This is a genomic window from Saccharothrix algeriensis, assembly GCF_016907655.1.
GTDB classification, from domain to species: domain Bacteria; phylum Actinomycetota; class Actinomycetes; order Mycobacteriales; family Pseudonocardiaceae; genus Actinosynnema; species Actinosynnema algeriense.
This window is the reverse complement of sequence record NZ_JAFBCL010000001.1, coordinates 5416543-5435292: the sequence shown is the minus strand read 5'-3', so window position 1 is coordinate 5435292 and position 18750 is coordinate 5416543. Positions and strand designations below refer to the sequence as shown.

The window sequence follows — 18750 nt, the reverse complement described above, 5'->3', positions numbered from 1 at the left end:
GTGCTGTCGACGAACCGAACGGAGCTGATGTGGCAGTGGAACGAACCCCGGTCAACCCCTGGAAGTGGTCAGCGGGGATGGGGTACAACCAGGGCGAGGTCGTCTCGGGGCACACCCGGACCCTGTACTGCTCCGGGCAGGCCGCGATGGGCGGCGACGGCCGGCCGCGGCACCCCGGTGACATGGCGGCGCAGCTGGGGCTGAGCCTGGACAACCTGGAGGCGGTCCTCGGCGAGGCCGGCATGTCGCTGGCCAACCTGGTCCGGCTCAACGTCTACACCACCGACGTCGACCTGCTGTTCCCGCACTACGGCGTGCTGGCGTCCCGGTTGGGCGCGGCCGGGGTCGCGCCGACCACCACGATGCTCGGGGTGGCGCGGCTGGCGGTCCCGGAGCTGATGGTCGAACTGGAGGGAACCGCCGTCGCGTGATGCGACCTCGGGCCCCTCGCCGCTCGGGCCCGGCCCGAGCGGCGAGGGGCCCGGCCGGCGCGAGCGACGGCCGGGCCGAACCGCCCTAGCGGAAGCGGGGGTCCACCGGCGGCAGGGGCGACGGCGGCAGGGGCTCGTGGATGACGCGCATGGCGTTGAACCAGGTGGGCGCCGCGACCTGGCCGCCGAAGACGCCGTTGCGGTCGTTCGTCCCGCACAGGCGGGGCGGGGTGCTGTTGCAGATCACCTGCGGCGCCACGCCGTCGGTGAAGGTCATCACCGCGCCGGCGTAGTCCGGGGTCGCGCCGATGAAGGCCACCGAGTGGTGGTTCTCCGTCGTGCCGGTCTTGGCCAGCATCGGGCGGTCCCAGCCGCGGGCCGCCGCGGCGGCCGTGCCGTTGCCCTTGGTGTCCGCGCTCATGCCGACCGCCAGGGCGTTCGCGACCTCGGGCGCCACCGCCTGCTCGCACGGGGCTTCCTTGAGCTGGACCGGCTGGCCGTTGCGGTCGGTGATCTTCTCCACCGGGGTGGGCGGGCACCACTTGCCGCCGCTGGCGATGGTGGCCGCCACGTTCGACAGCTCCAGGATGCTGGTCGGGCCGGCGCCCAGGGTGAACGACCCGGCGTTGTCCCGCTTGTACTGCTCGCCCTGCGACGGGCCGTTGGAGCCGTCGGCCTTGAGCGGCTCGCCGGCGGAGTTGACGCCCTGCATCGACTCGCGCAGCCCGAGGCGGTAGGCCATGTCCACGACGTTGTTCAGCCCGGCCTGCTCCTCCAGGATGATGAACGCCGTGTTCGGCGAGGTCGCCAGCGCCTCGGTCAGCGTCATCTGCTCCTTGGCGTAGGTGCCGGAGTTGCGCACCGTGTAGCCGGCGTTGCCGTTCTTGTAGACCCGGGAGGTGTAGACCGGCGGCACGGGGATCTGCCGGTCGATGCCGGTGATGCCGCGCTCCAGCGCCGCCGCCGCCGTGAAGACCTTGTAGATCGAGCCCGCGCCGAACTTGGTCACCTCGGCGGGGATCGAGTAGGCGCTCTGGCCCGCGTCGGCGTTGTTGCCGAAGTCGCGGTTGGCCGCCAGCGCGCGGACGCGGTGCTTGTCCGCGCCCGGCTGCACGATGGCCATCGCGTTGGCCACGCCCGGCTGGGTCTTGGGCACCTGGCCCTCGGCGGCTTCCTTCGCCGCGCGGGTGGCGACCGGGTCCATGGTCGTGGTGATGGTGTAGCCGCCCTTGAGCAGCTCCTCGGTCGGCAGGCCGGCCTTCTCCAGGTAGTCGATCAGGTAGCGGCAGAAGAAGCCGTAGATCGGGCCGTCGCCCGCGCCGACGCAGCCGTGGGGCAGCAGCCGGATGTCGGGCACCACGCCGATGTCGGCGGCCTTGTACTCGGCGGCCTTCTCCTCGGCCAGCTTCTCGTCCGGCCCGAACGCGCCGTTCTCCCGCATCTTGTCGATCACGGTGTTGCGCCGCTTGATCGCCGGCTCCACCGCGGCGCCCGGGTTGAGCCTGCTCGGCTCGTTGACCAGGCCGGCGAGCATCGCCGCCTGCGGCACGGTGAGCTTGTCCGCCGTGGTGCCGAAGTAGGTCTTGGCCGCCGCGCCCACGCCGTAGGTGCCGTTGCCGAACGGCACGATGTTGAGGTAGCCGGTGAGGATTTCGTCCTTGGTCATCTTCTGCTCGAGCTGGGTGGCGATGCGGGCCTCGCTGATCTTGCGGCCCAGGGTCGCCTCGGTGGCCTTCTCGTAAGCCTCCTCCTCGCCCTTGCCCACCACGAACGCCAGGTAGTTCTTCACGTACTGCTGGGTCAGCGTCGAGGCGCCCTGCGAGGTCTCGCCGTCGACGCCGGCCTTGGCCGCCGCGCGGGCGATGCCCTGCCAGTCCACGCCCTTGTGCTCGAAGAACCGCTTGTCCTCGATCGCGATGATCGCGGCCTTCATGGTGTCGGCGATGCCCTCGGACGGCACCCGGATGCGGTACTGGTCGTAGAGGTAGGCGATCGGCTGGCCGTGCATGTCCTGCACGGTGGTGACCAGCGGCAGCTCCGCCTTGGTCAGCTCACCGGAGGTCTGGTCCACGGTGTCGGCGGCGCGGTTGGAGGCCAGCCCCATCCCGCCGACGACGGGGAACAGCACGGCGGCCAGCAGCACACCCGCCGTGAAGCACAGTCCCACCAGCTTGACCAGACCCGTCGCGCGCGCGGCGAACACAGAACAACCCCTTCCGAACCCCTGCGAGAACCCCGGTGACCCCATCGGGGGAGAGCCCCCTGGTCCTTAAGTCGCGCGGCGACCGCCCCAGGTTGCTTGCGCACCCGAAATTACTCCTGCCCGATCCGGGCTCCCGCGAAACCCCCCGTGCCGAACGCGCGGGTCGGGTGTCGAACACCGGTTCGACCCGTCGCAAGATCACGGACGGGTGATCAGCCGGACGCGCGCAGGCGGATGGTGGCGCTCGCCCGCCGGACCTCCGCCCCGGCGCGCTCGGGCAGGACGTCCTCCAGGAACGCGTACCCGCGCAGCTCCGGGTCCTCGCCGCGCCGGCTGACCGTGCGCCACCACGTGGCGATGTCCGCCCAGCCCGGCGCGGACAGCGACCCGCCGAAGTGCTGCACCGACAGCGCCGCGCACAGGTTGGCGAACCGCACCCGGTGCGCCAGCGGCCACCCGGCCAGCGTGGCCAGCACGAACCCGGCGCCGAACACGTCGCCGGCGCCGGTGGAGTCCAGCGGCGCGACGTTGAGCCCGCGCACGTCCGCGCTCTCCCCGGTGGCCGAGTCGACGGCGACCGCTCCCCCGCCGCCGCGCGTGACCACCACCACGGGGACGTGCTCGGCCAACGCCGCCGCCGCCCGCTCCGGGGTGTCGGACCGGGTGTAGCCCATCGCCTCCACGTCGTTGGGCAGGAACACGTCGTAGCCCTCCAGGCGGCGCAGCAGCTCGGGCGCCCACACGCCGGTGCGGTCCCAGCCCACGTCGGCGAACAGCAGCGCGCCGCCCTCCTTCGCCCGCCGCACCCACAGCTCCTCCTCGGGCTGGATGTGGACGAAGCACGCGCGCGTGCGCGGCGGCGGGTCGAGCAGCTCGTCGGCGGACGCGGGCGCGCGGTGCCCGTGCGTGACCATGGAGCGGTCCCGGTCCATGGCCATGGACACGGTGACCGGCGAGTGCCAGCCGTAGAACCGGCGGCAGTAGGACAGGTCGACGCCTTCCTGCTCGGCCAGGACCTCCCAGCAGAAGTCGCCGTAGGCGTCCTCGCCGAACGCGGCGGACAGGGCGGTGCGCAGCTGGAGCCTGCTCAGCGCCACGGCCAGGTTCGCGATCCCGCCGGGGCACGAGCCCAGCCCCTCGGCCCACACCTCGGTGCCCGGCGCGGGCGGCCTGGGCAGGCCGGTGAAGATGATGTCCAGGAACACCGTGCCGGACAGCAGCACGTCGAACTCGGGCTCGTCGGCGGGCGTCATCCCCCCACGATGCCAGGCGTCAGCGGTCCGGCGCGGACACCGCGGCGAACAGCTCGCGCATCCGGGCCAGGGCGCGGTGCTGGGCGACGCGCACGGCGCCGGGCGTGGAGCCGACGGCCGCCGCGGTCTCCTCCGCCGACAGCCCGACCGCGACGCGCAGCACGAGGATCTCCCGCTGCCGCTCGGGCAGCCGCTGCAGCAGCCGGGCGACCTGCCCGATCAGCTCGCCGTTCAGGGCGCGCTGCTCGGGGCCGTCCTCCGGGGCCGGGGTGTCGGGCAGCTCGGGCACGGCCTCGGAGCGGCTGCGCACGGCGCGCCGGCGCGCGTCGGCCACCTTGTGCGCGGCGATGCCGTACACGAACGCCAGGAAGGAGTCGGGCTCGTAGCGGTACCGGCCCAGGGCGGCCACGACGGCGAGGCAGACCTCCTGCGCGATGTCCTCGGCCGAGACCAGGGTGCGCTCCCGCGTGCCGACCCGGGCGCGGCAGTAGCGCAGCACGAGCGGCTGGACGCGGGCCAGCAGCTGCTCGACCGCGCGCGGCTCGCCCGCCAGCGACCCGTCCACCAGGTCGGCCAGCTCGGGCTCGGCCGGGCGGTGGGGCGCCGCCCACCGGGTCGTGCCGCCCGCGACCAGCCGGACCGCGGGCCGACCGGGCGCGCCCGCGCCGGCGCCGCCGACCGGGTCCACCCCGATCCCGACGTCGGCCCGCACGGATGTCCGCTGCGCCATCCGGCGACCTCCTCACGCTCGTCAACCCTCCCGGCGCACCCCGGCTACTCAGTAGGAGCGGGCGCCGGCGCCCCTGATACGGGATTCGCCAAAGCTGACCACGAACGGGGTCCACGTGGTGGGAATAGCACCCGTCCGGGGGAATATTGGAGCCGTTCGGCCCAGTAGCAGCAGGTCTTGCTTCACTGTGCCGTACTGCCTTACCCCCGGTCAGCCCACCCGAAAGCGTGGTTCAGCGTATCCCGGGTGAGATTTTCACGGTCAGCCCGCCGCCGCCCGCCGAGGCCGGCCCCGCGATCACCGGCCGCCGCGCCGCTTCCCATCCAGTGGGACGTCCAGGCCGGCCGGCGCGGGCGCGGCCATGGCCTCGGCGACGCGGGGCGCGACCGGCCGGACCCCCAGCTCGCCCAGCGCGAAGTCGGTGACCAGCCGGGTCCAGTCGCCGGCGCGCAGCAGCATCGCGTGCCCGTCGCCGAGCACGGCGAACCGGGCGACGCGGTCGGTGACCCGCTTGGCCCGCACCGCGTACCGGTAGGACTGCCGCGGGTCGGTGGTGCGCTCCCGGTCGCCGTGGGCGATGAGCACGGCGCGCCCGGCGAGCTGCTCGCAGGGCTCGCCCTCCTCGACCCACGGCGCGAGCGCGCACACCGCCACGACCTGCGGCTCACCGGCCACGCGCAGCGCCGTCCGCCCGCCCATGGAGTGCCCGACCAGGGCCACGGGCACGTCGGGGTGCTCGCGGCGGATCTCCGCCAGCGCCCACCGCGCGTCCTGCACGGGGTGCAGGTGCGGCGCGTTCCAGCCCCGGTGGCGGTGCCGCAGCGACCACACCGCGACGCACCCGCCCCGGCGGCGCAGCGCCCTGGCGAACGGGACCATCCGCAGGTACGGCGGCGCGAAGCGGCCGACGGCGCGGTGGTCCTCGGCGCTGCCGCCGTGCAGCACGAGCGCCACCGCGCGGACCGGTCCGGCGGGCGCGAGGACGGCGAGGGCGGGTTCCACGGGACAATGTTCGCCCTCGGGGCACGACCGGATCAGGGATGGGACTCGGATCACAGTGATCGAACAGTTCGGGGTGGAGACGGCCGAGGGTGCGTTCGACGCGATCGCGGCGGGGCCGCCGGACGGCCGGCCGGTCCTGTTCCTGCACGGCTTCCCGGAGGCCGCCGTGCAGTGGGAGCACCAGGTGGCGGTGCTCGGCCGCGCCGGGCACCGGGCGGTGGCGTTCGACCAGCGCGGCTACTCCCCCGGCGTGCGGCCCGCCGACCCCCGGCAGTACGCGGTGGACGCGCTGGTGGGCGACGTGCTGGCGGTCGCGGACGCGCTGGGGTGGGCGCGGTTCGACCTGGTGGGGCACGACTGGGGCGCCGCGGTGGCGTGGTGGACCGCCCACGAGCACCCGGAGCGGCTGCGGACGCTCACGGCGGTGTCGACACCGCACCCGCGCGCGCTGGCCGACGCGATGCGCACCGACGAGGACCAGCACCTGCGCTCGGGGTACCTGACCGAGTGGCGGTCGAGCTCGACCGAGAAGCGGATGCTGGCGGACGACGCGGCGGCGCTGCGGCGGATGTTCGAGTGGCAGGTGCCGCCGTCGAAGGTCGACGAGTACGTGCGGCGGCTGTCCGAGCCGGGCGCGCTGACCGCGGCGCTGAACTGGTACCGCGCCGGGCGGCCGGACGGGCGGATCGGGCAGGTGGCCGTGCCGACGATGTACGTGTGGAGCACCGAGGACGTGGCGTTCGGGTCGACGGCGGCGTTCGACACCGCCAAGTGGGTCAGCGGGCCGTACCGGTTCGAGATGCTGGAGGACGTGACGCACTGGGTGCCCGAGCAGGCGCCGGAGGCGTTGGCGGCGTTGCTGCTGGAGCACCTGCGATCGTGATTTTCCCGTGACGGTTGAACCGCACCCCCGGCGTGGCACGTGTTCAGGCGTATGACGGAGTTGACCTACTCGGAGCGCAGGGTCGCGACCCTCGCCGCGTGTGGCCACAGCAACCGGGCGATCGCGGCGCGGCTGCACATCACCGTGAGCACCGTGGAGCAGCACCTGACCAGGGTGTACCGCAAGTTGTCGGTGGGTGGGCGGGCGGAGCTGAAGGGGCACCGGGCCTTAGTGTGACCCCGTGCGGGTCGCGGGGTTGCTGCTGGCCGCGGGCGCCGGACGCCGGTTCGGCGGCCCCAAGGCCCTGGTGTCGCGGGGCGGTCCCCTGTGGGTCGAGTCGGCCGCCGCCGCGCTGCGCGACGGCGGGTGCGCCCCGGTGGTCGTGGTGCTCGGCGCGGGCGCGGACGAGGTGCGCGCGCGGGCGGTGCTGCCCGGCGCCGTGGTCGTGGAGAACGCGCGGTGGGCGACGGGCATGGGGTCGTCCCTGCGGGCCGGGCTGGCGGCGCTGGGCCCGGCCGGTCGGGCGGGGCCGGCCGCCTCCGGGGTGGACGCCGCCGGGGTGGACGCCGCCGGGGTGGACGCCGCCGGGGTGGACGCCGTCGTCGTGCTGCCGGTGGACACCCCGGGCATCGCGGCCGGGGCCGTGCGGCGGTTCGTGGCCCTGGCCGCGCCCTCGGCGCTGGCCCGCGCGACCTACGCGGGCGCGCCGGGGCACCCGGTGCTGATCGGGCGCGACCACTGGGCCGGGGTGTCGGCGTCGGCGGCCGGCGACGCGGGCGCGCGCGACTACCTGCGCGCGCACGGCGCGACACCGGTGCCGTGCGAGGACGTGGCGGACGGCGCGGACGTGGACCGGCCCGAGGACCTGTGCTGATCCGCGCACGCCCGCGACGCGGCTGTGCCAGGGTCGGGGGCATGGTGCGTTCTCGGGGTGGGCTGCTGCTCGCGGCGGCGGTGGCGGTGGCGGTGCTGGCGGGGTGCGGGAAGCCGGTCGACGCGGCGTCGGACGGCGGGTTGTCCACGGTGGCGCCGGTGCCGCCACCGCCGCCGACCGGGCCGACCTCGGTGCCGCCCACCGGCCCGTGCCAGGTGCGGTTCGAGGTGCCGGAGCCGGTGGCGACCACCCCGGCGCCGCCCACCGCCACCACCGCACCGCCCGCGGGCAGCGCCGAGCCGCCCGCGGTGACGACCAGCCGCGCGCTGCCGCCCGGTGACGCTCCGCCCAACCACGTCGACAACCGGTCGTGGCGGGTGCGCAAGGCGTTGCGGCCGGAGGTGCGCTCGGCGGCGGTCGCCGTGGCCGAGGCGGTGCGGCCGGGCCTGGGCGCGCTGTGCGACGCGGGCAACTTCGACCAGGCCGCGACCAGGGCGGTGTTCGCCGGCGCGGGCCGGCCCGAGGTGTGGCTCACCGGCCTGAACTCCCCGCTGGGCGCCACGCCGCCGGCCGGCGTCGTCTTCGTGCTCACCCTGGCCGGCGAGCAGGGCACGGGGTGCGTCCTCGGGCACCTGCACCCCGGTCAGGACGGCGGGCCGGGCCAACTGCTGGTGTCGGTCGACGGCACGACCGGCGAGGGCTCGTGCTACGAGCCCCCGTCGCACTGAGCGGCGCGGGCGCCGGACCGGGGCCGCACGTGGTCGGCGGCCCGCGGCGCGTCGGCGACGGCGGCCCCGGTGCGCCGCCCGGCGCCCGGCCGGGCGCCGGCGGTGCTCGGCGTCGAACCCTCCTGGCGGCCGGCGGCGCGATCGGGTAGGACTGTCGATCACTACTTGGTTTGGACCACTGGAGGGTGGACGCATGGCCGACAGCGTGCCCGGATCCGATTACGGCGACGTCGTGCGCGCCCACCTGACCAGGGTGGAGCAGCACAACGCCGCCGCGCTGGACGACGTCGCCGAACTCGTCCTGGCCGGCGTCCGGTCCGACGGCATGGTGCTCGCGGCGGGCGCGGGCCACTCGCTGGCCGCCGTCGCCGAGACCTTCTACCGGGCGGGCGGCCTGGCCTGCGTGCGGCCGGTCTACCACCCCGAGCTGCTGCCCATGCACGGCGCGGTGAGCAGCACCGCCGCCGAGCGCCGCTCCGGCCTGGCCGCCGAGGTGCTGCGCGACGCGGGCCTCGCGCCGCACGACGTGCTGTTCGTGTTCTCCACCTCCGGGGTCAACCCCTACCCGGTGGAGCTGGCCGCGCTGGCCGCCGACGCGGGCTGCCCGGTGGTCGCGGTGACCTCGCTGGCGGCCAGCGCCGCCGCACCGCGCCGCGCCGGCACGACGCTGGCCGAGAACGCCACCGTGGTGCTGGACAACCTGGTCCCGCCCGGCGACGCCACCTACCCGCTCGACAACCCGGTGACCGCCGCGGTGTCGACGGTGGCCACGGCGTTCCTGTGGAACCTGCTGCTGGTGCGGCTGCTGGACAAGGCCGCCGAGGCGGGGGTGGAGCTGCCGCTGTGGCGCAGCGCCAACGTGGAGGGCGGTGACGCGGCCAACGCCGGCCTGCTGCGCAAGTACCAGACCCGCGTGCCGCAGCTCGGCTGAGCAGAACTACTCACGATTCCCCCACCGGGTCTGGTTAGTCTCCCACCAGGAGGGGGATGACCATGAACAGGACGACCAGGCGCTGGGTGCTCGCCGGCGGGGGGACGGCCGCGGTCGCGGCCGTCGTGGCGGGGGTGGTCGTGCTGACGCCCGCCGGCGGCTCGCCCACCGGCGCCACCACCACGACCGCGGCCGGACCCGGACCGGGGGCGGTCGCGCAGCGGTTCTTCGACGCGCTGCAGGTCGGCGACCCGGCCGGGGCCGCGGCCGTCACCGACGCGGCGGCCACCGCCCAGCCCGCCCTGGCGCGGGCGCTGCAGGGGATGCGGGGGGCGAAGCTCGGCGCGCGCGTCGGCTCGGCCCCGGCGTTCGACGCCGCCACGACCACCGTGCCGATCGCCGTGGACGTCACCTGGACGCTGCCCGGCGACGTGCCGTTCGAGTACGCCACCAGCGTCCAGGCGCAGCGCGCGGGCGACCGGTGGCAGCTGCGCTGGCAGCCCGCCGCGCTGCACCCGCGGCTGGCCGAGGGGCAGTCCCTGGCCTACAGCGCCACGCCGGGGGCCGGCGCGCTGCTCGACCGCCACGGCGCGCCCGTGCCGCCCGGCTTCGCGCCGGTGGTGGCGCGGTCGGTGGCCGCCGAGGTCGGCGACCTCACCGGGACGCCCGGCTGGCAGGTGGCGGCGGTCGACGCGGCCGGCGCGCCCGTCACCGTGCTGGCCGAGAAGAAGGCCGTGGTCGAGGAGACCCGGACGCTGACCCTCGACCCGGCCACCCAGGGCGCCGCGCAGGCCGCCGTCGACGGGGTGGGGCTGCCGGCGGTGATCGTGGCGCTGGCGCCGTCCAACGGCGAGATCCTGGCCGTGGCGCAGAACGCGGGCGCCGACCGGCAGGGCCCGATCGCGCTGAGCAACTACTTCGAGCCCGGTTCGACGTTCAAGGTCGTGACCGCGGCGGCGGCGCTGACCGGCGGCGGCGTCGGGGCCGGCACCGTGGTCGAGTGCCCCGGCAAGCAGACCATCGGGCCGCGCACGATCGTCAACGACGAGCAGTTCGACCTGGGCCCGGTGCCGCTGCACCGGGCGTTCGCCGCGTCGTGCAACACCAGCTTCAGCCGGCTCGCGGCCGACCTGCCCGCCGACGCGCTGCCGCGGGCGGCCTCGATGTTCGGCCTGGGCGCGGACTACGCGGTCGCGGGCATCACCACCAACACCGGCAAGGTGCCGCCGGCCGCGACGGTCACCGAGCGCGTGGAGGCGGGCATCGGCCAGGGCACCGTGCAGGCGACGCCGTTCGGCATGGCGCTGGTGGCGGCGACCGTCGCGCGGGGCAGCACGCCGACGCCGCAGCTGATCCGCGAGATCCCCACCACCGGCGGTGGCGGCGCGCCGCTGCCCGGCCCGGTGGCCGCCGCGCTGCGCTCGATGATGGGCGAGGTCGTGACCGGGGGGACGGCGCGGGAGCTGGCCGGGCTCGGCGGGGTGCGCGGCAAGACCGGCACCGCGCAGCACGGCGACGGCACCCGGTCGCACGGCTGGTTCGTCGGCTACCGGGGCGACCTGGCGTTCGCGGTGCTGGTGGTGGACGCCGGCACCTCGAAGGTCGCCGTCGGCGCCACCGCGGCCTTCCTCGGCGCCCTGTAGGCCGCTCGGCCGCGACGGGCGGTGACCGCGAGCGGGCCGGCTCGCGGTACCGCCCGTCACGCCGCGGCGGGCGCCTCGTCGAACTGCGTGCGGTGCAGCTCGGCGTAGCGGCCCTGCGCGGCCAGCAGCTCGGCGTGCGTGCCGCGCTCGACCACCCGGCCGCCCTCCACGACCAGGATCTGGTCGGCCGCGCGGACCGTGGACAGCCGGTGCGCGATGACCAGCGCGGTGCGCCCGTCGAGCGCCTCGGCCAGCGCGGCCTGCACGGCGGCCTCCGACTCGGAGTCCAGGTGGGCGGTCGCCTCGTCCAGGACCACCACGCGGGGCCGCGCCACCAGCAGCCGGGCGATGGTCAGCCGCTGGCGCTCGCCGCCGGAGAGCCGGTAGCCCCGCTCCCCCACCACGGTGTCCAGCCCGTCGGGCAGCGATTCGACCAGGGGCCGCAGCCGGGCGCGCTCCAGGGCGTCCCACAGCTCGTCCTCGCCCGCGTCCGGGCGCGGGTAGCTCAGGTTCGCGCGGATCGTGTCGTGGAACAGGTGACCGTCCTGGGTGACCACGCCGACCGCGACGCGCAGCGAGTCGAAGGCCAGCTCGCGGACGTCCACACCGGACAGCCTCACCGCGCCGGAGTCGACGTCGTAGAGGCGGGGCAGCAGGGAGGCGATCGTGGACTTGCCCGCGCCCGACGACCCGACCAGCGCGACGAGCTGACCGGGCTCGGCGCGGAAGCCGATGCCGTGCAGCACCTCCTCGCCGCCGCGCGCGTCCAGGGTGGCCACCGATTCCAGCGAGGCGAGCGAGACCCGCTCCGCCGACGGGTAGCCGAACCGGACGTCGTCGAACTCGACCGACACCGGCCCGTCGGGCAGCGGGGTGGGCTCGGCCGGCTCGGCGATCATCGGCTCCAGGTCGAGCACCTCGAAGACCCGCTCGAAGGACACCAGCGCGGTCATGACGTCGACCCGGGCGTTGGCCAGGGCGGTCAGCGGCGCGTACAGGCGGGTGAGCAGCAGCGCCAGCGACACGACCGTGCCGGCGGCGAGGTGGCCGGTCAGCGCGAGGTAGCCGCCCAGCCCGTAGACGAGGGCCTGGGCCAGCGCGGAGACCAGCGTCAGGCCGGTCAGGAACCAGCGGGTGGCCATCGCGGTGCGGACGCCGATGTCGCGGACGCGGGCGGCGCGCTCGCCGAACTCGGCGGCCTCGGCGCGGGGCCGGCCGAACAGCTTGACCAGCGTCGCGCCGGGGGCGGAGAAGCGCTCGGTCATCTGCGTGGTCATGCCGGCGTTGAGGGTGGCGGCCTCGCGCTGGAGGTCGGCCATCCGGCTGCCCATGCGGCGGGCGGGCAGCACGAACACCGGCAGCAGCACCAGGGCCAGGGCGGTGACCTGCCAGGACAGCGTGAACATGACGCCGAGCGAGAGGCCCAGCTGGATGACGTTGGTGACGACCCCGGACAGCGTCGAGGTGAACGCCCGCTGCGCGCCGATGACGTCGTTGTTCAGCCGGCTGACCAGGGCCCCGGTCCGCGTGCGGGTGAAGAACGCCACGGGCATCCGCTGGACGTGCTCGTACACCGCCCGCCGCAGGTCGTGGATGAGCCCCTCGCCGATCCGCGAGGACTGCCACCGCTCCACCAGCCCGAGCGCGGCGTCGACCACGGCGATCCCGGCGATGGCCGCGGCCAGCCACACCACGACCGACACGTCCCGCCCGCCGACGATGGCGTCCACCACCCGCCCGGCCAGCACCGGGGTGCTCACCGCGAGCACGGCGGACACGACGGTGAGCAGCAGGAACGCGATCAGCTTCGCCCGGTGCGGTCGCGAGAACGCGACGACCCGCCGGAACGTGCCCCGCCGGACCCTGCCGGGCGCGGCGGAGGCCGCCATCGCGCTGCGCATCAAACCCCGAGAACCGTCCACGAGGAACTGGAACGCCCGCCGGCCCCGTGAGCTTCCCGACTACGCCCTCGGCGAACCACCCGGGCCTGGTCGCGCGGCCGGAAGAGCACCGGGGTCGACGGCCGGAGGGCTCCCGGTGTCGCGCGGCCGGAGGTCCGCGGGGGGCGGGACCGCCGGCGGGCGAACGGTCGTCGCCGGAGCGGGCGGCTCAGTCCGAAGCCGGGGCCTGGTTCCGGTTCGAGGCCGGGCTCTGGGCCTGGGCCGGGCTCTGGGCCTGGGTCGGGCTCTGGGCCTGAGTCGGGGCCGGGCTCTGGGCCCGGGTCGGACCGGTCGCGAGCGCCGACAGCTCGGCGAGCCGCCGCAGCTGCGCCGTGCGCTCGGCCAGCAGCTGGTCCTCCGCCGAAGCGCCGTCGGCGGCGTGCGCGAGCAGCGCGAGCGTCTCGCGCACCGCGCCGGGCATCGGGCGCAGCACTCGGGCGACCAGGTCGTCCACGGCGGCGTCGAGCCCGTCACCGGGCACGACGGCGTTGACCAGGCCGACCCGCAGGGCCTCCTCGGCGCCCACCCGGCGGCCGGTGAGGCACAGCTCGGCGGCGCGCGAGTAGCCGACCAGGCGCACCAGGGGCAGCGTGCCGCCCAGGTCGGGCACGAGGCCGAGCGACGTCTCGGCCATGCAGAAGCGCACGTCCTCGGCAGCGACGCGGAAGTCGCAGGCCAGGGCGAGCTGGAAACCCGCGCCGATGGCGTGCCCGTGCACCGCGGCGATCGTCACCCGTCCGGGGTCGCGCAACCAGCGGAAGCCCTCCTGGAACTCCGCGATCAGCGCGGCGCCGGCCTCCGGGCCGCGCCGGGCGACCTCCGCCGGGCCGGGCTCGCCCTCGACGGCCGCGCCGCCGAACAGGCGCCGGTCGAGACCTGCGGAGAAGGCACGACCGGAGCCCCGGACGACCACGACGCGGACGTCCGGGTCCAACTTCGCGCCGATCGCCCGCAACGCCGTCCAGGTCGACGGTGTCTGCGCGTTGAGCACGTCGGGGCGGTCGAGCGTGATCGTCGCGCGCGGGCCGTCGACGACGAGCCGCACGCCACCGCGCTCCAGCAGGTCGGCGTCGATGGTGGTCGGTGCCGACATGCGCGAGACCTCCGGGCTGGGGAGGGCGCCGTCTCTCCTCGACGCCTGGGTTACCGGAGGGTAGCTTACTTCTTCTTCGTGCGGGTGGCGCCACCGCGACCGCGCAGCTGCACACCGGACTCGCTCAGCACCCGGTGCACGAAGCCGTAGGAGCGCCCGGTGGACTCGGCCAACGCCCGGATGCTCGCGCCCTTTTCGTACTTCTTCTTCAGGTCAGCGGCCAGCTTGTCCCGCGTGGCGCCGGTGATCCGGGCGCCCTTCTTCAGGTCAGCCACCTTGTCCCGCCTTCCGTAGACAGCAGGTCGGGCCGTGAAAGCCCCTGTCGGGGCAATGATCGAACACGACGCCCCAGAAGGCCAGCCGATCATGCGAAAAGATCGGTGAGCGGTCGCTCGATCACTCAGGGTGGACCAGCGATGACGGAAGGGAAACCGTTGCCTCAGGCCAACTGCACGAGCTCCAGGTACTCGTCGGACCAGTGGTCCTCGGTGCCGTCGGGCAGCAGGATCACCCGCTCGGGCTCAAGCGCCTCCACCGCACCGGGGTCGTGCGTGACGAGCACGACCGCGCCCTCGTAGCGGCGCAGCGCGTCGAGCACCTGCTCGCGGCTGGCCGGGTCCAGGTTGTTGGTCGGCTCGTCCAGCAGCAGCACGTTGGCCGCGCTCGACACCAGGCCCGCCAGCGCCAGCCGGGTCTTCTCGCCACCCGACAGGGTGCCCGCCGGCTGGTCCAGCTGCTCACCGCTGAACAGGAACGTGCCCAGCAGCGACCGCAACTGCTGCTCCTGCACGTCGGGCGCCGCGTGGCGGATGTTCTGCCACACCGAGGCCCCGTGGTCGAGCGTCTCGTGCTCCTGCGCGAAGTAGCCGAGCTTCAGGCCGTGGCCCGCGACCACCTCGCCGCTGTCGGGGCGCTCCATGGAGCCGATCAGGCGCAGCAGCGTCGTCTTGCCCGCGCCGTTGAGCCCCAGGATCACCACCCGCGACCCGCGGTCGATCGCCAGGTCGACGCCGGTGAACACCTCCAGCGACCCGTAGGACTTGCTCAGGCCCTCGGCGGTCAGGGGCGTGCGCCCGCACGCGGCCGGCTGCGGGAAGCGGATCTTCGCGACCTTGTCCGCCTGGCGCGTCTCCTCCAGGCCCGACAGCAGCTTCTCGGCGCGGCGGGCCATGTTCTGGGCGGCCACCGCCTTGGTCGCCTTGGCCCGCATCTTGTCCGCCTGCGCCATCAGCGCGCCGGCCTTCTTCTCGGCGTTGGCGCGCTCGCGGCGGCGGCGCTTCTCGTCGGCGGCGCGGGCCTCGAGGTACTTCTTCCAGCCCATGTTGTAGATGTCGACCTCGCCGCGGGTCGCGTCGAGGAACCACACCTTGTTGACCACGTCGTCGAGCAGCTCCACGTCGTGGCTGATCACGACCAGGCCGCCGTCGTGGGACTTGAGGAACCCGCGCAGCCACGCGATCGAGTCGGCGTCGAGGTGGTTGGTCGGCTCGTCGATCAGCAGGATCGTGCTCGACTTGCCCCCGACACCCGCCTCGGACGCGGCGAACAGGATGCGCGCCAGCTCGACCCGCCGGCGCTGACCGCCCGACAGCGTGCGCAGCGGCTGGGCCAGGACCCGGTCGGCGAGCCCCAGGTTCGCGCAGATGCGGGCGGCCTCGCTCTCGGCGGCGTACCCGCCCAGCGCGGCGAACCGCTCCTCCAGCCGGCCGTACTTGCGCACGGCGGCCTGCAGCTCGGCGTCGTCGACCAGCTCCGCCATCGTCGACTGGGCCTTCTCCATGTCGCGCAGCAGCTGGTCCAGCCCGCGCGCGGAGAGCACCCGGTCCTTGGCGACGACCGAGAGGTCGCCCTCGCGCGGGTCCTGCGGCAGGTAGCCCAGCTCACCGCTGCGCCGGACCTCGCCGGCGTAGGGCTGGCCCTCGCCCGCCAGGACGCGCAGCGACGTGGTCTTGCCCGCGCCGTTGCGACCGACGAGGCCGATGCGGTCGCCGGGCTGGACGCGCAGCGTGGCGTCGGAGAGCAGGATGCGCGAACCGGCGCGCAGTTCCAGGTCGGTCGCGGTGATCAAAACGGACTCCGGGTGGTGTGGTCGTGCGGGGTCGACGGACGCGGGAACGCGCCGGACCTACTCGATCAGAACGACCACGGCACCAGTCTACGGGTAGCGCGCCATCGAATTAACCAAACTGTGCGCACCGGCATACACCGCGGTGACCGACCGGGGCCTTCGCGCGCGGGACGGCCGGGACCGCGCGACCCCGGCCGGCGGGACCGGGAGCCGGCGGGACCGGGAGCCGGCGGGACGGCGGGGCCCGCTCGACCGGCGACCGGGGTCAGTCGCGCACGACCACCTCCACGGCGCGGGCGCGTCGGGCGGCCTCGTCGAGGACCGCCCTGCGGGGCTCCGGGACGTCCAGGACGCGGGGGGACGCCAGGGCGAAGACCGGTTCCAGGCGGCGGTCGGCGCGCAGGGCGTCCAGGGCCTGCCTGTCGCCACCGAGCACCACGGCGTCCAGGTCCGGCAGGCGCGGGAGCAGGACCCTGGCCGCGTCGTCGGCCGCGGCGTGGAGCGCGACCCTGGCCTGGCCCTCGCGGCGGCGGGCGAAGCGCTGCTGGGACCAGCCCCCGGCCTTGTTCCGGCCGTGGACCTGCCGGCTGTCCGTGGTGGAGACCTCGACCACGCCGTCCCGGGCGATGCCGACGCTGTGACCGCCCAGGCGGACCAGGAGGAGGCCGAGGCGGCGGGGCGCTGTGGCGTTGGCCAGCAGCGCTCCCACGGCCAGCCCCCCGGCCTCGCCGGTGGGGGCGAACCCGCCGAAGGCCGCCGCGACCTCCGCCGTCGCGCCGTCCGCGGCGGTGACCAGGACGTGCGTCGGGGTCGTCCGGGTGGCGGCGACGCCCCCGTGGCGGTCGGCGAAGCGGTCGAACCAGCCGGCCAGGCGTTCCGGCGCCACCTCCACCGCCCGACCCCCGCCGGCGACCGGCCGGACCCTGGTCACGGTGCGGCGGTCATGCCGGGGCGACCGCCACCCAGACCGGGAGCGGGTGGCCGCACTCGGCGGGTGACAGGCGTTGGACGGCGCCGAAGCCGGCCGCCGCCAGCTCGTCCGCGATGCGCTCCGGCGTCAGGACGCGGTGGCGGGTGGTGACCGCGTTCGCCACCTCCCAGCTCGTCCCGCTGCGGACGAGCTGGACGACCTCCAGGCCGCAGGACTGGCCGTCGGCGGCCCAGTCCCACAGCTGGACCGTCACCTGCCTGCCCGCGCCCCGACCGGAGACCTTCGGCGGCGGGGCCGTGGGGCGCAGGCGGCTGAGCTTGTCCAGCTCCGGGACGGCCGCGATGAGCAGCCCGCCGGGGCGCAGGGCCTCCCGGGCGAGGCGCAGCGCCGGGCCCAGGACGTTCTCGTGGGCCAGCCTCGGCAGCAGGTCGTCGCCCGCGCGCACCACGTCGACCAGGTGCGGAGCGGGGGCGCCGACCACGTCCAGCAGGTCCACCACCCGGTGCTCACCCGCCCCCAGGACCGCCGCGGCCACCTCGGTGAGGGGGTCCTCCGGCACGGGCACGAGGTCCTGGACGGCGGTCACCTGGCACACAGTAGGACCAACCGATCACCCACGCCATCGGGTCGTGGGGTGGTGGTCGGGGCCTCGTCGGCGACGGTCCGTGAGATTCGGCGCCCGGTGGTGGTGATCCGTCGGCCGGTGACGGACCGGGCCGGAGCGGTGGTCACGACTGCGCCCCAACGGGTGGGTGGGTGAGTCCGGGCACTCGGGCCGGGCGGTCGGGCGGGCAGGGGCGGAGCCATAACGCCGCGCAGATACCCAAGAGGCAACTACCAGGACCTCCCGCGCGTCGTGCACAATATTACCGGCGGGTTTACACGAACCGAAGCAAGGGCAATCACCACTTGACAGAACGAGCGCCATCCCAGTGAACTCGTAACCCGTATGGCCCAACCATTGACTCCGCCTGGACGGCATCAGCGCACTGCGTTGGCGGGTAGGGTCACTGGGGCGTGATCTAATGACAGCGGGGAGTCACAATGACCAACGCTGCCGGTCGACCCAACCTGTCCGTCGACGACATCGACCCGACGGGACACGGCAGTCTTGCGCAGCTCCTGACCACGGGGCCCTTCCCCGAGGCGTTGAGAGCCGCTATCAAAGCCAGCAGGTTGAGCCTCGACCGCATCCAGCACCGTCTCGCTCTGCGCGGGGTCACCATCAGCGTCGCCACGCTGAGCTACTGGCAGTCCGGCCGCCGCCGACCCGAGCGACCCGAGTCGCTCGAAGCGCTGCGCCACCTGGAAACCGTGCTCGGCGTGCCGCAGGCGGGGCTGTCCGCGCTGCTCGGCCCGCCCCGGCCGCGCGGCCGGCGCTCGCGGCCCACGACGATGATGCCGATCGACGCGCTGTGGGCGCGCCGCGAGCGCGTCGCGAACCTGCTGACCAAGGTCGACACGTCGTCCGACGTCAAGCTGGGCCGCATCAGCCAGCACGACCGCATCGAGATCGCCGCCAACGGCGGTCAGCGCTCGGCCTGGGTCCGGCAGATCCTCCGCGCGGAGCAGGACGGCCCCGACCGCTGGGCGCTGGTGTTCGAGACCGAGGAGTCCGACGTCCTCCCGCAGGTCGCGAACCTGCGCAACTGCCACCTGGGGCGGGTCGCCGAGGACACCGACGCGAACATCATGGCGGCCGAGCTGATGTTCGACCGGCCCCTCGCCCGGGGCGAGACGATCATCATGGAGTACGAGCTGCTGTTCGCCGAGGGGCACTACCCGGCGGGCAACAACACGTTCGCCCGCAAGTTCCGGCTCCCCGTGCGGGAGTACGTGATCGAGGTGCGGTTCGACCCGTCCTACCTGCCGTCGCGCTGCCAGCAGTTCAGCGTGCCCGCCGGTGACGACACGCCCTCGCGGCGGCGCAACCTGGCGCTGGACAACGCCGGTGGCGTGCACGCGGTGGCGCTCGGGTTCGGCCCCGGCGTGTTCGGCATCCGCTGGGAGTGGCCGAAGTAGTAGTCGGCCGACGAACAC

The 18750-nt window shown here is 74.8% G+C and carries 18 protein-coding genes; 8 read left to right on the top strand and 10 right to left on the bottom strand.

Going from position 1 to position 18750, the window contains the following annotated elements:
* Positions 1-35: 35 nt before the first annotated feature.
* Positions 36-431, top strand: coding sequence for a RidA family protein (locus JOE68_RS24890; RefSeq protein ID WP_204846278.1), 396 nt, complete (start codon positions 36-38; stop codon positions 429-431).
* 85 nt (positions 432-516) lie between these two features.
* On the opposite strand, the gene JOE68_RS24885 is transcribed toward JOE68_RS24890, so the two are convergent.
* The 4 genes from JOE68_RS24885 to JOE68_RS24870 all read right to left on the bottom strand — a co-directional run bounded on the left by JOE68_RS24885 (position 517) and on the right by JOE68_RS24870 (position 5619).
* Complete coding sequence (locus JOE68_RS24885) at positions 517-2634, bottom strand: transglycosylase domain-containing protein (protein ID WP_307819881.1); 2118 nt, start codon at positions 2632-2634, stop codon at positions 517-519.
* Positions 2635-2846: 212 nt separating this feature from the next.
* On the bottom strand, positions 2847-3887 hold the full coding sequence (locus tag JOE68_RS24880) for a PfkB family carbohydrate kinase (RefSeq protein ID WP_204844678.1): 1041 nt from the start codon (positions 3885-3887) through the stop codon (positions 2847-2849).
* Between the two features lie 19 nt (positions 3888-3906).
* Positions 3907-4617: an RNA polymerase sigma factor ShbA gene (gene shbA, locus JOE68_RS24875; RefSeq protein WP_204844677.1), complete on the bottom strand. Its 711-nt coding sequence runs from the start codon at positions 4615-4617 to the stop codon at positions 3907-3909.
* 297 nt (positions 4618-4914) lie between these two features.
* The gene (locus JOE68_RS24870) at positions 4915-5619 is read right to left on the bottom strand and encodes an alpha/beta hydrolase (RefSeq protein ID WP_307819880.1); all 705 of its coding nucleotides are present in this window, start codon (positions 5617-5619) and stop codon (positions 4915-4917) included.
* 55 nt (positions 5620-5674) lie between these two features.
* On the opposite strand from JOE68_RS24870, the gene JOE68_RS24865 reads away from it, so the two are divergent.
* The 6 genes from JOE68_RS24865 (at position 5675) to JOE68_RS24840 (ending at position 10678) form a co-directional block, all read left to right on the top strand.
* Positions 5675-6502 (top strand): alpha/beta fold hydrolase, encoded by an 828-nt coding sequence (locus JOE68_RS24865; RefSeq protein WP_204844675.1) that lies wholly within the window; start codon positions 5675-5677, stop codon positions 6500-6502.
* 51 nt (positions 6503-6553) lie between these two features.
* Positions 6554-6739: a helix-turn-helix domain-containing protein gene (locus tag JOE68_RS24860; RefSeq protein ID WP_204844674.1), complete on the top strand. Its 186-nt coding sequence runs from the start codon at positions 6554-6556 to the stop codon at positions 6737-6739.
* Between the two features lie 4 nt (positions 6740-6743).
* Complete coding sequence (locus JOE68_RS24855; RefSeq protein ID WP_204844673.1) at positions 6744-7376, top strand: nucleotidyltransferase family protein; 633 nt, start codon at positions 6744-6746, stop codon at positions 7374-7376.
* 41 nt (positions 7377-7417) lie between these two features.
* Positions 7418-8104 (top strand): hypothetical protein, encoded by a 687-nt coding sequence (locus JOE68_RS24850; protein ID WP_204844672.1) that lies wholly within the window; start codon positions 7418-7420, stop codon positions 8102-8104.
* Positions 8105-8297: 193 nt separating this feature from the next.
* Positions 8298-9035 carry an SIS domain-containing protein gene (locus tag JOE68_RS24845; RefSeq protein WP_204844671.1) on the top strand — a complete coding sequence of 246 codons (738 nt, stop codon included), beginning with the start codon at positions 8298-8300 and terminating at the stop codon, positions 9033-9035.
* 56 nt (positions 9036-9091) lie between these two features.
* Complete coding sequence (locus tag JOE68_RS24840; RefSeq protein ID WP_204844670.1) at positions 9092-10678, top strand: penicillin-binding transpeptidase domain-containing protein; 1587 nt, start codon at positions 9092-9094, stop codon at positions 10676-10678.
* A gap of 56 nt (positions 10679-10734) precedes the next feature.
* Here the strand turns inward: JOE68_RS24840 and JOE68_RS24835 are convergent, their stop codons facing one another.
* The 6 genes from JOE68_RS24835 to JOE68_RS24810 form a co-directional block, all read right to left on the bottom strand.
* Positions 10735-12579: an ABC transporter transmembrane domain-containing protein gene (locus JOE68_RS24835; RefSeq protein ID WP_239562342.1), complete on the bottom strand. Its 1845-nt coding sequence runs from the start codon at positions 12577-12579 to the stop codon at positions 10735-10737.
* Positions 12580-12787: 208 nt separating this feature from the next.
* Positions 12788-13711, bottom strand: a complete 924-nt coding sequence (locus JOE68_RS24830) for an enoyl-CoA hydratase/isomerase family protein (RefSeq protein ID WP_204844668.1) — start codon at positions 13709-13711, stop codon at positions 12788-12790.
* Positions 13712-13776: 65 nt separating this feature from the next.
* Positions 13777-13986: a helix-turn-helix domain-containing protein gene (locus JOE68_RS24825; RefSeq protein WP_015103570.1), complete on the bottom strand. Its 210-nt coding sequence runs from the start codon at positions 13984-13986 to the stop codon at positions 13777-13779.
* Between the two features lie 164 nt (positions 13987-14150).
* Positions 14151-15779, bottom strand: a complete 1629-nt coding sequence (locus JOE68_RS24820) for an ABC-F family ATP-binding cassette domain-containing protein (RefSeq protein ID WP_204844667.1) — start codon at positions 15777-15779, stop codon at positions 14151-14153.
* Between the two features lie 265 nt (positions 15780-16044).
* Entirely contained in the window at positions 16045-16710 is a 666-nt protein-coding gene (locus JOE68_RS24815) for an acVLRF1 family peptidyl-tRNA hydrolase (RefSeq protein ID WP_204844666.1), read from the bottom strand.
* Between the two features lie 10 nt (positions 16711-16720).
* Entirely contained in the window at positions 16721-17296 is a 576-nt protein-coding gene (locus JOE68_RS24810; RefSeq protein WP_307819877.1) for a hypothetical protein, read from the bottom strand.
* Between the two features lie 458 nt (positions 17297-17754).
* Between JOE68_RS24810 and JOE68_RS24805 the strand changes: the two genes are divergently transcribed.
* Entirely contained in the window at positions 17755-18732 is a 978-nt protein-coding gene (locus tag JOE68_RS24805; RefSeq protein ID WP_204844665.1) for a helix-turn-helix domain-containing protein, read from the top strand.
* Positions 18733-18750: the final 18 nt, after the last annotated feature.

What these genes read in the sequence shown, in the direction of transcription:
- JOE68_RS24830 (WP_204844668.1), bottom strand. Translation starts at nt 13,711, where the DNA reads ATGTCGGCACCGACCACCATCGACGCCGACCTGCTGGAGCGCGGTGGC.
- shbA (WP_204844677.1), bottom strand. Translation starts at nt 4,617, where the DNA reads ATGGCGCAGCGGACATCCGTGCGGGCCGACGTCGGGATCGGGGTGGAC.
- JOE68_RS24835 (WP_239562342.1), bottom strand. Translation starts at nt 12,579, where the DNA reads ATGCGCAGCGCGATGGCGGCCTCCGCCGCGCCCGGCAGGGTCCGGCGG.
- JOE68_RS24850 (WP_204844672.1), top strand. Translation starts at nt 7,418, where the DNA reads ATGGTGCGTTCTCGGGGTGGGCTGCTGCTCGCGGCGGCGGTGGCGGTG.
- JOE68_RS24860 (WP_204844674.1), top strand. Translation starts at nt 6,554, where the DNA reads ATGACGGAGTTGACCTACTCGGAGCGCAGGGTCGCGACCCTCGCCGCG.
- JOE68_RS24845 (WP_204844671.1), top strand. Translation starts at nt 8,298, where the DNA reads ATGGCCGACAGCGTGCCCGGATCCGATTACGGCGACGTCGTGCGCGCC.
- JOE68_RS24880 (WP_204844678.1), bottom strand. Translation starts at nt 3,887, where the DNA reads ATGACGCCCGCCGACGAGCCCGAGTTCGACGTGCTGCTGTCCGGCACG.
- JOE68_RS24805 (WP_204844665.1), top strand. Translation starts at nt 17,755, where the DNA reads ATGACCAACGCTGCCGGTCGACCCAACCTGTCCGTCGACGACATCGAC.
- JOE68_RS24840 (WP_204844670.1), top strand. Translation starts at nt 9,092, where the DNA reads ATGACCATGAACAGGACGACCAGGCGCTGGGTGCTCGCCGGCGGGGGG.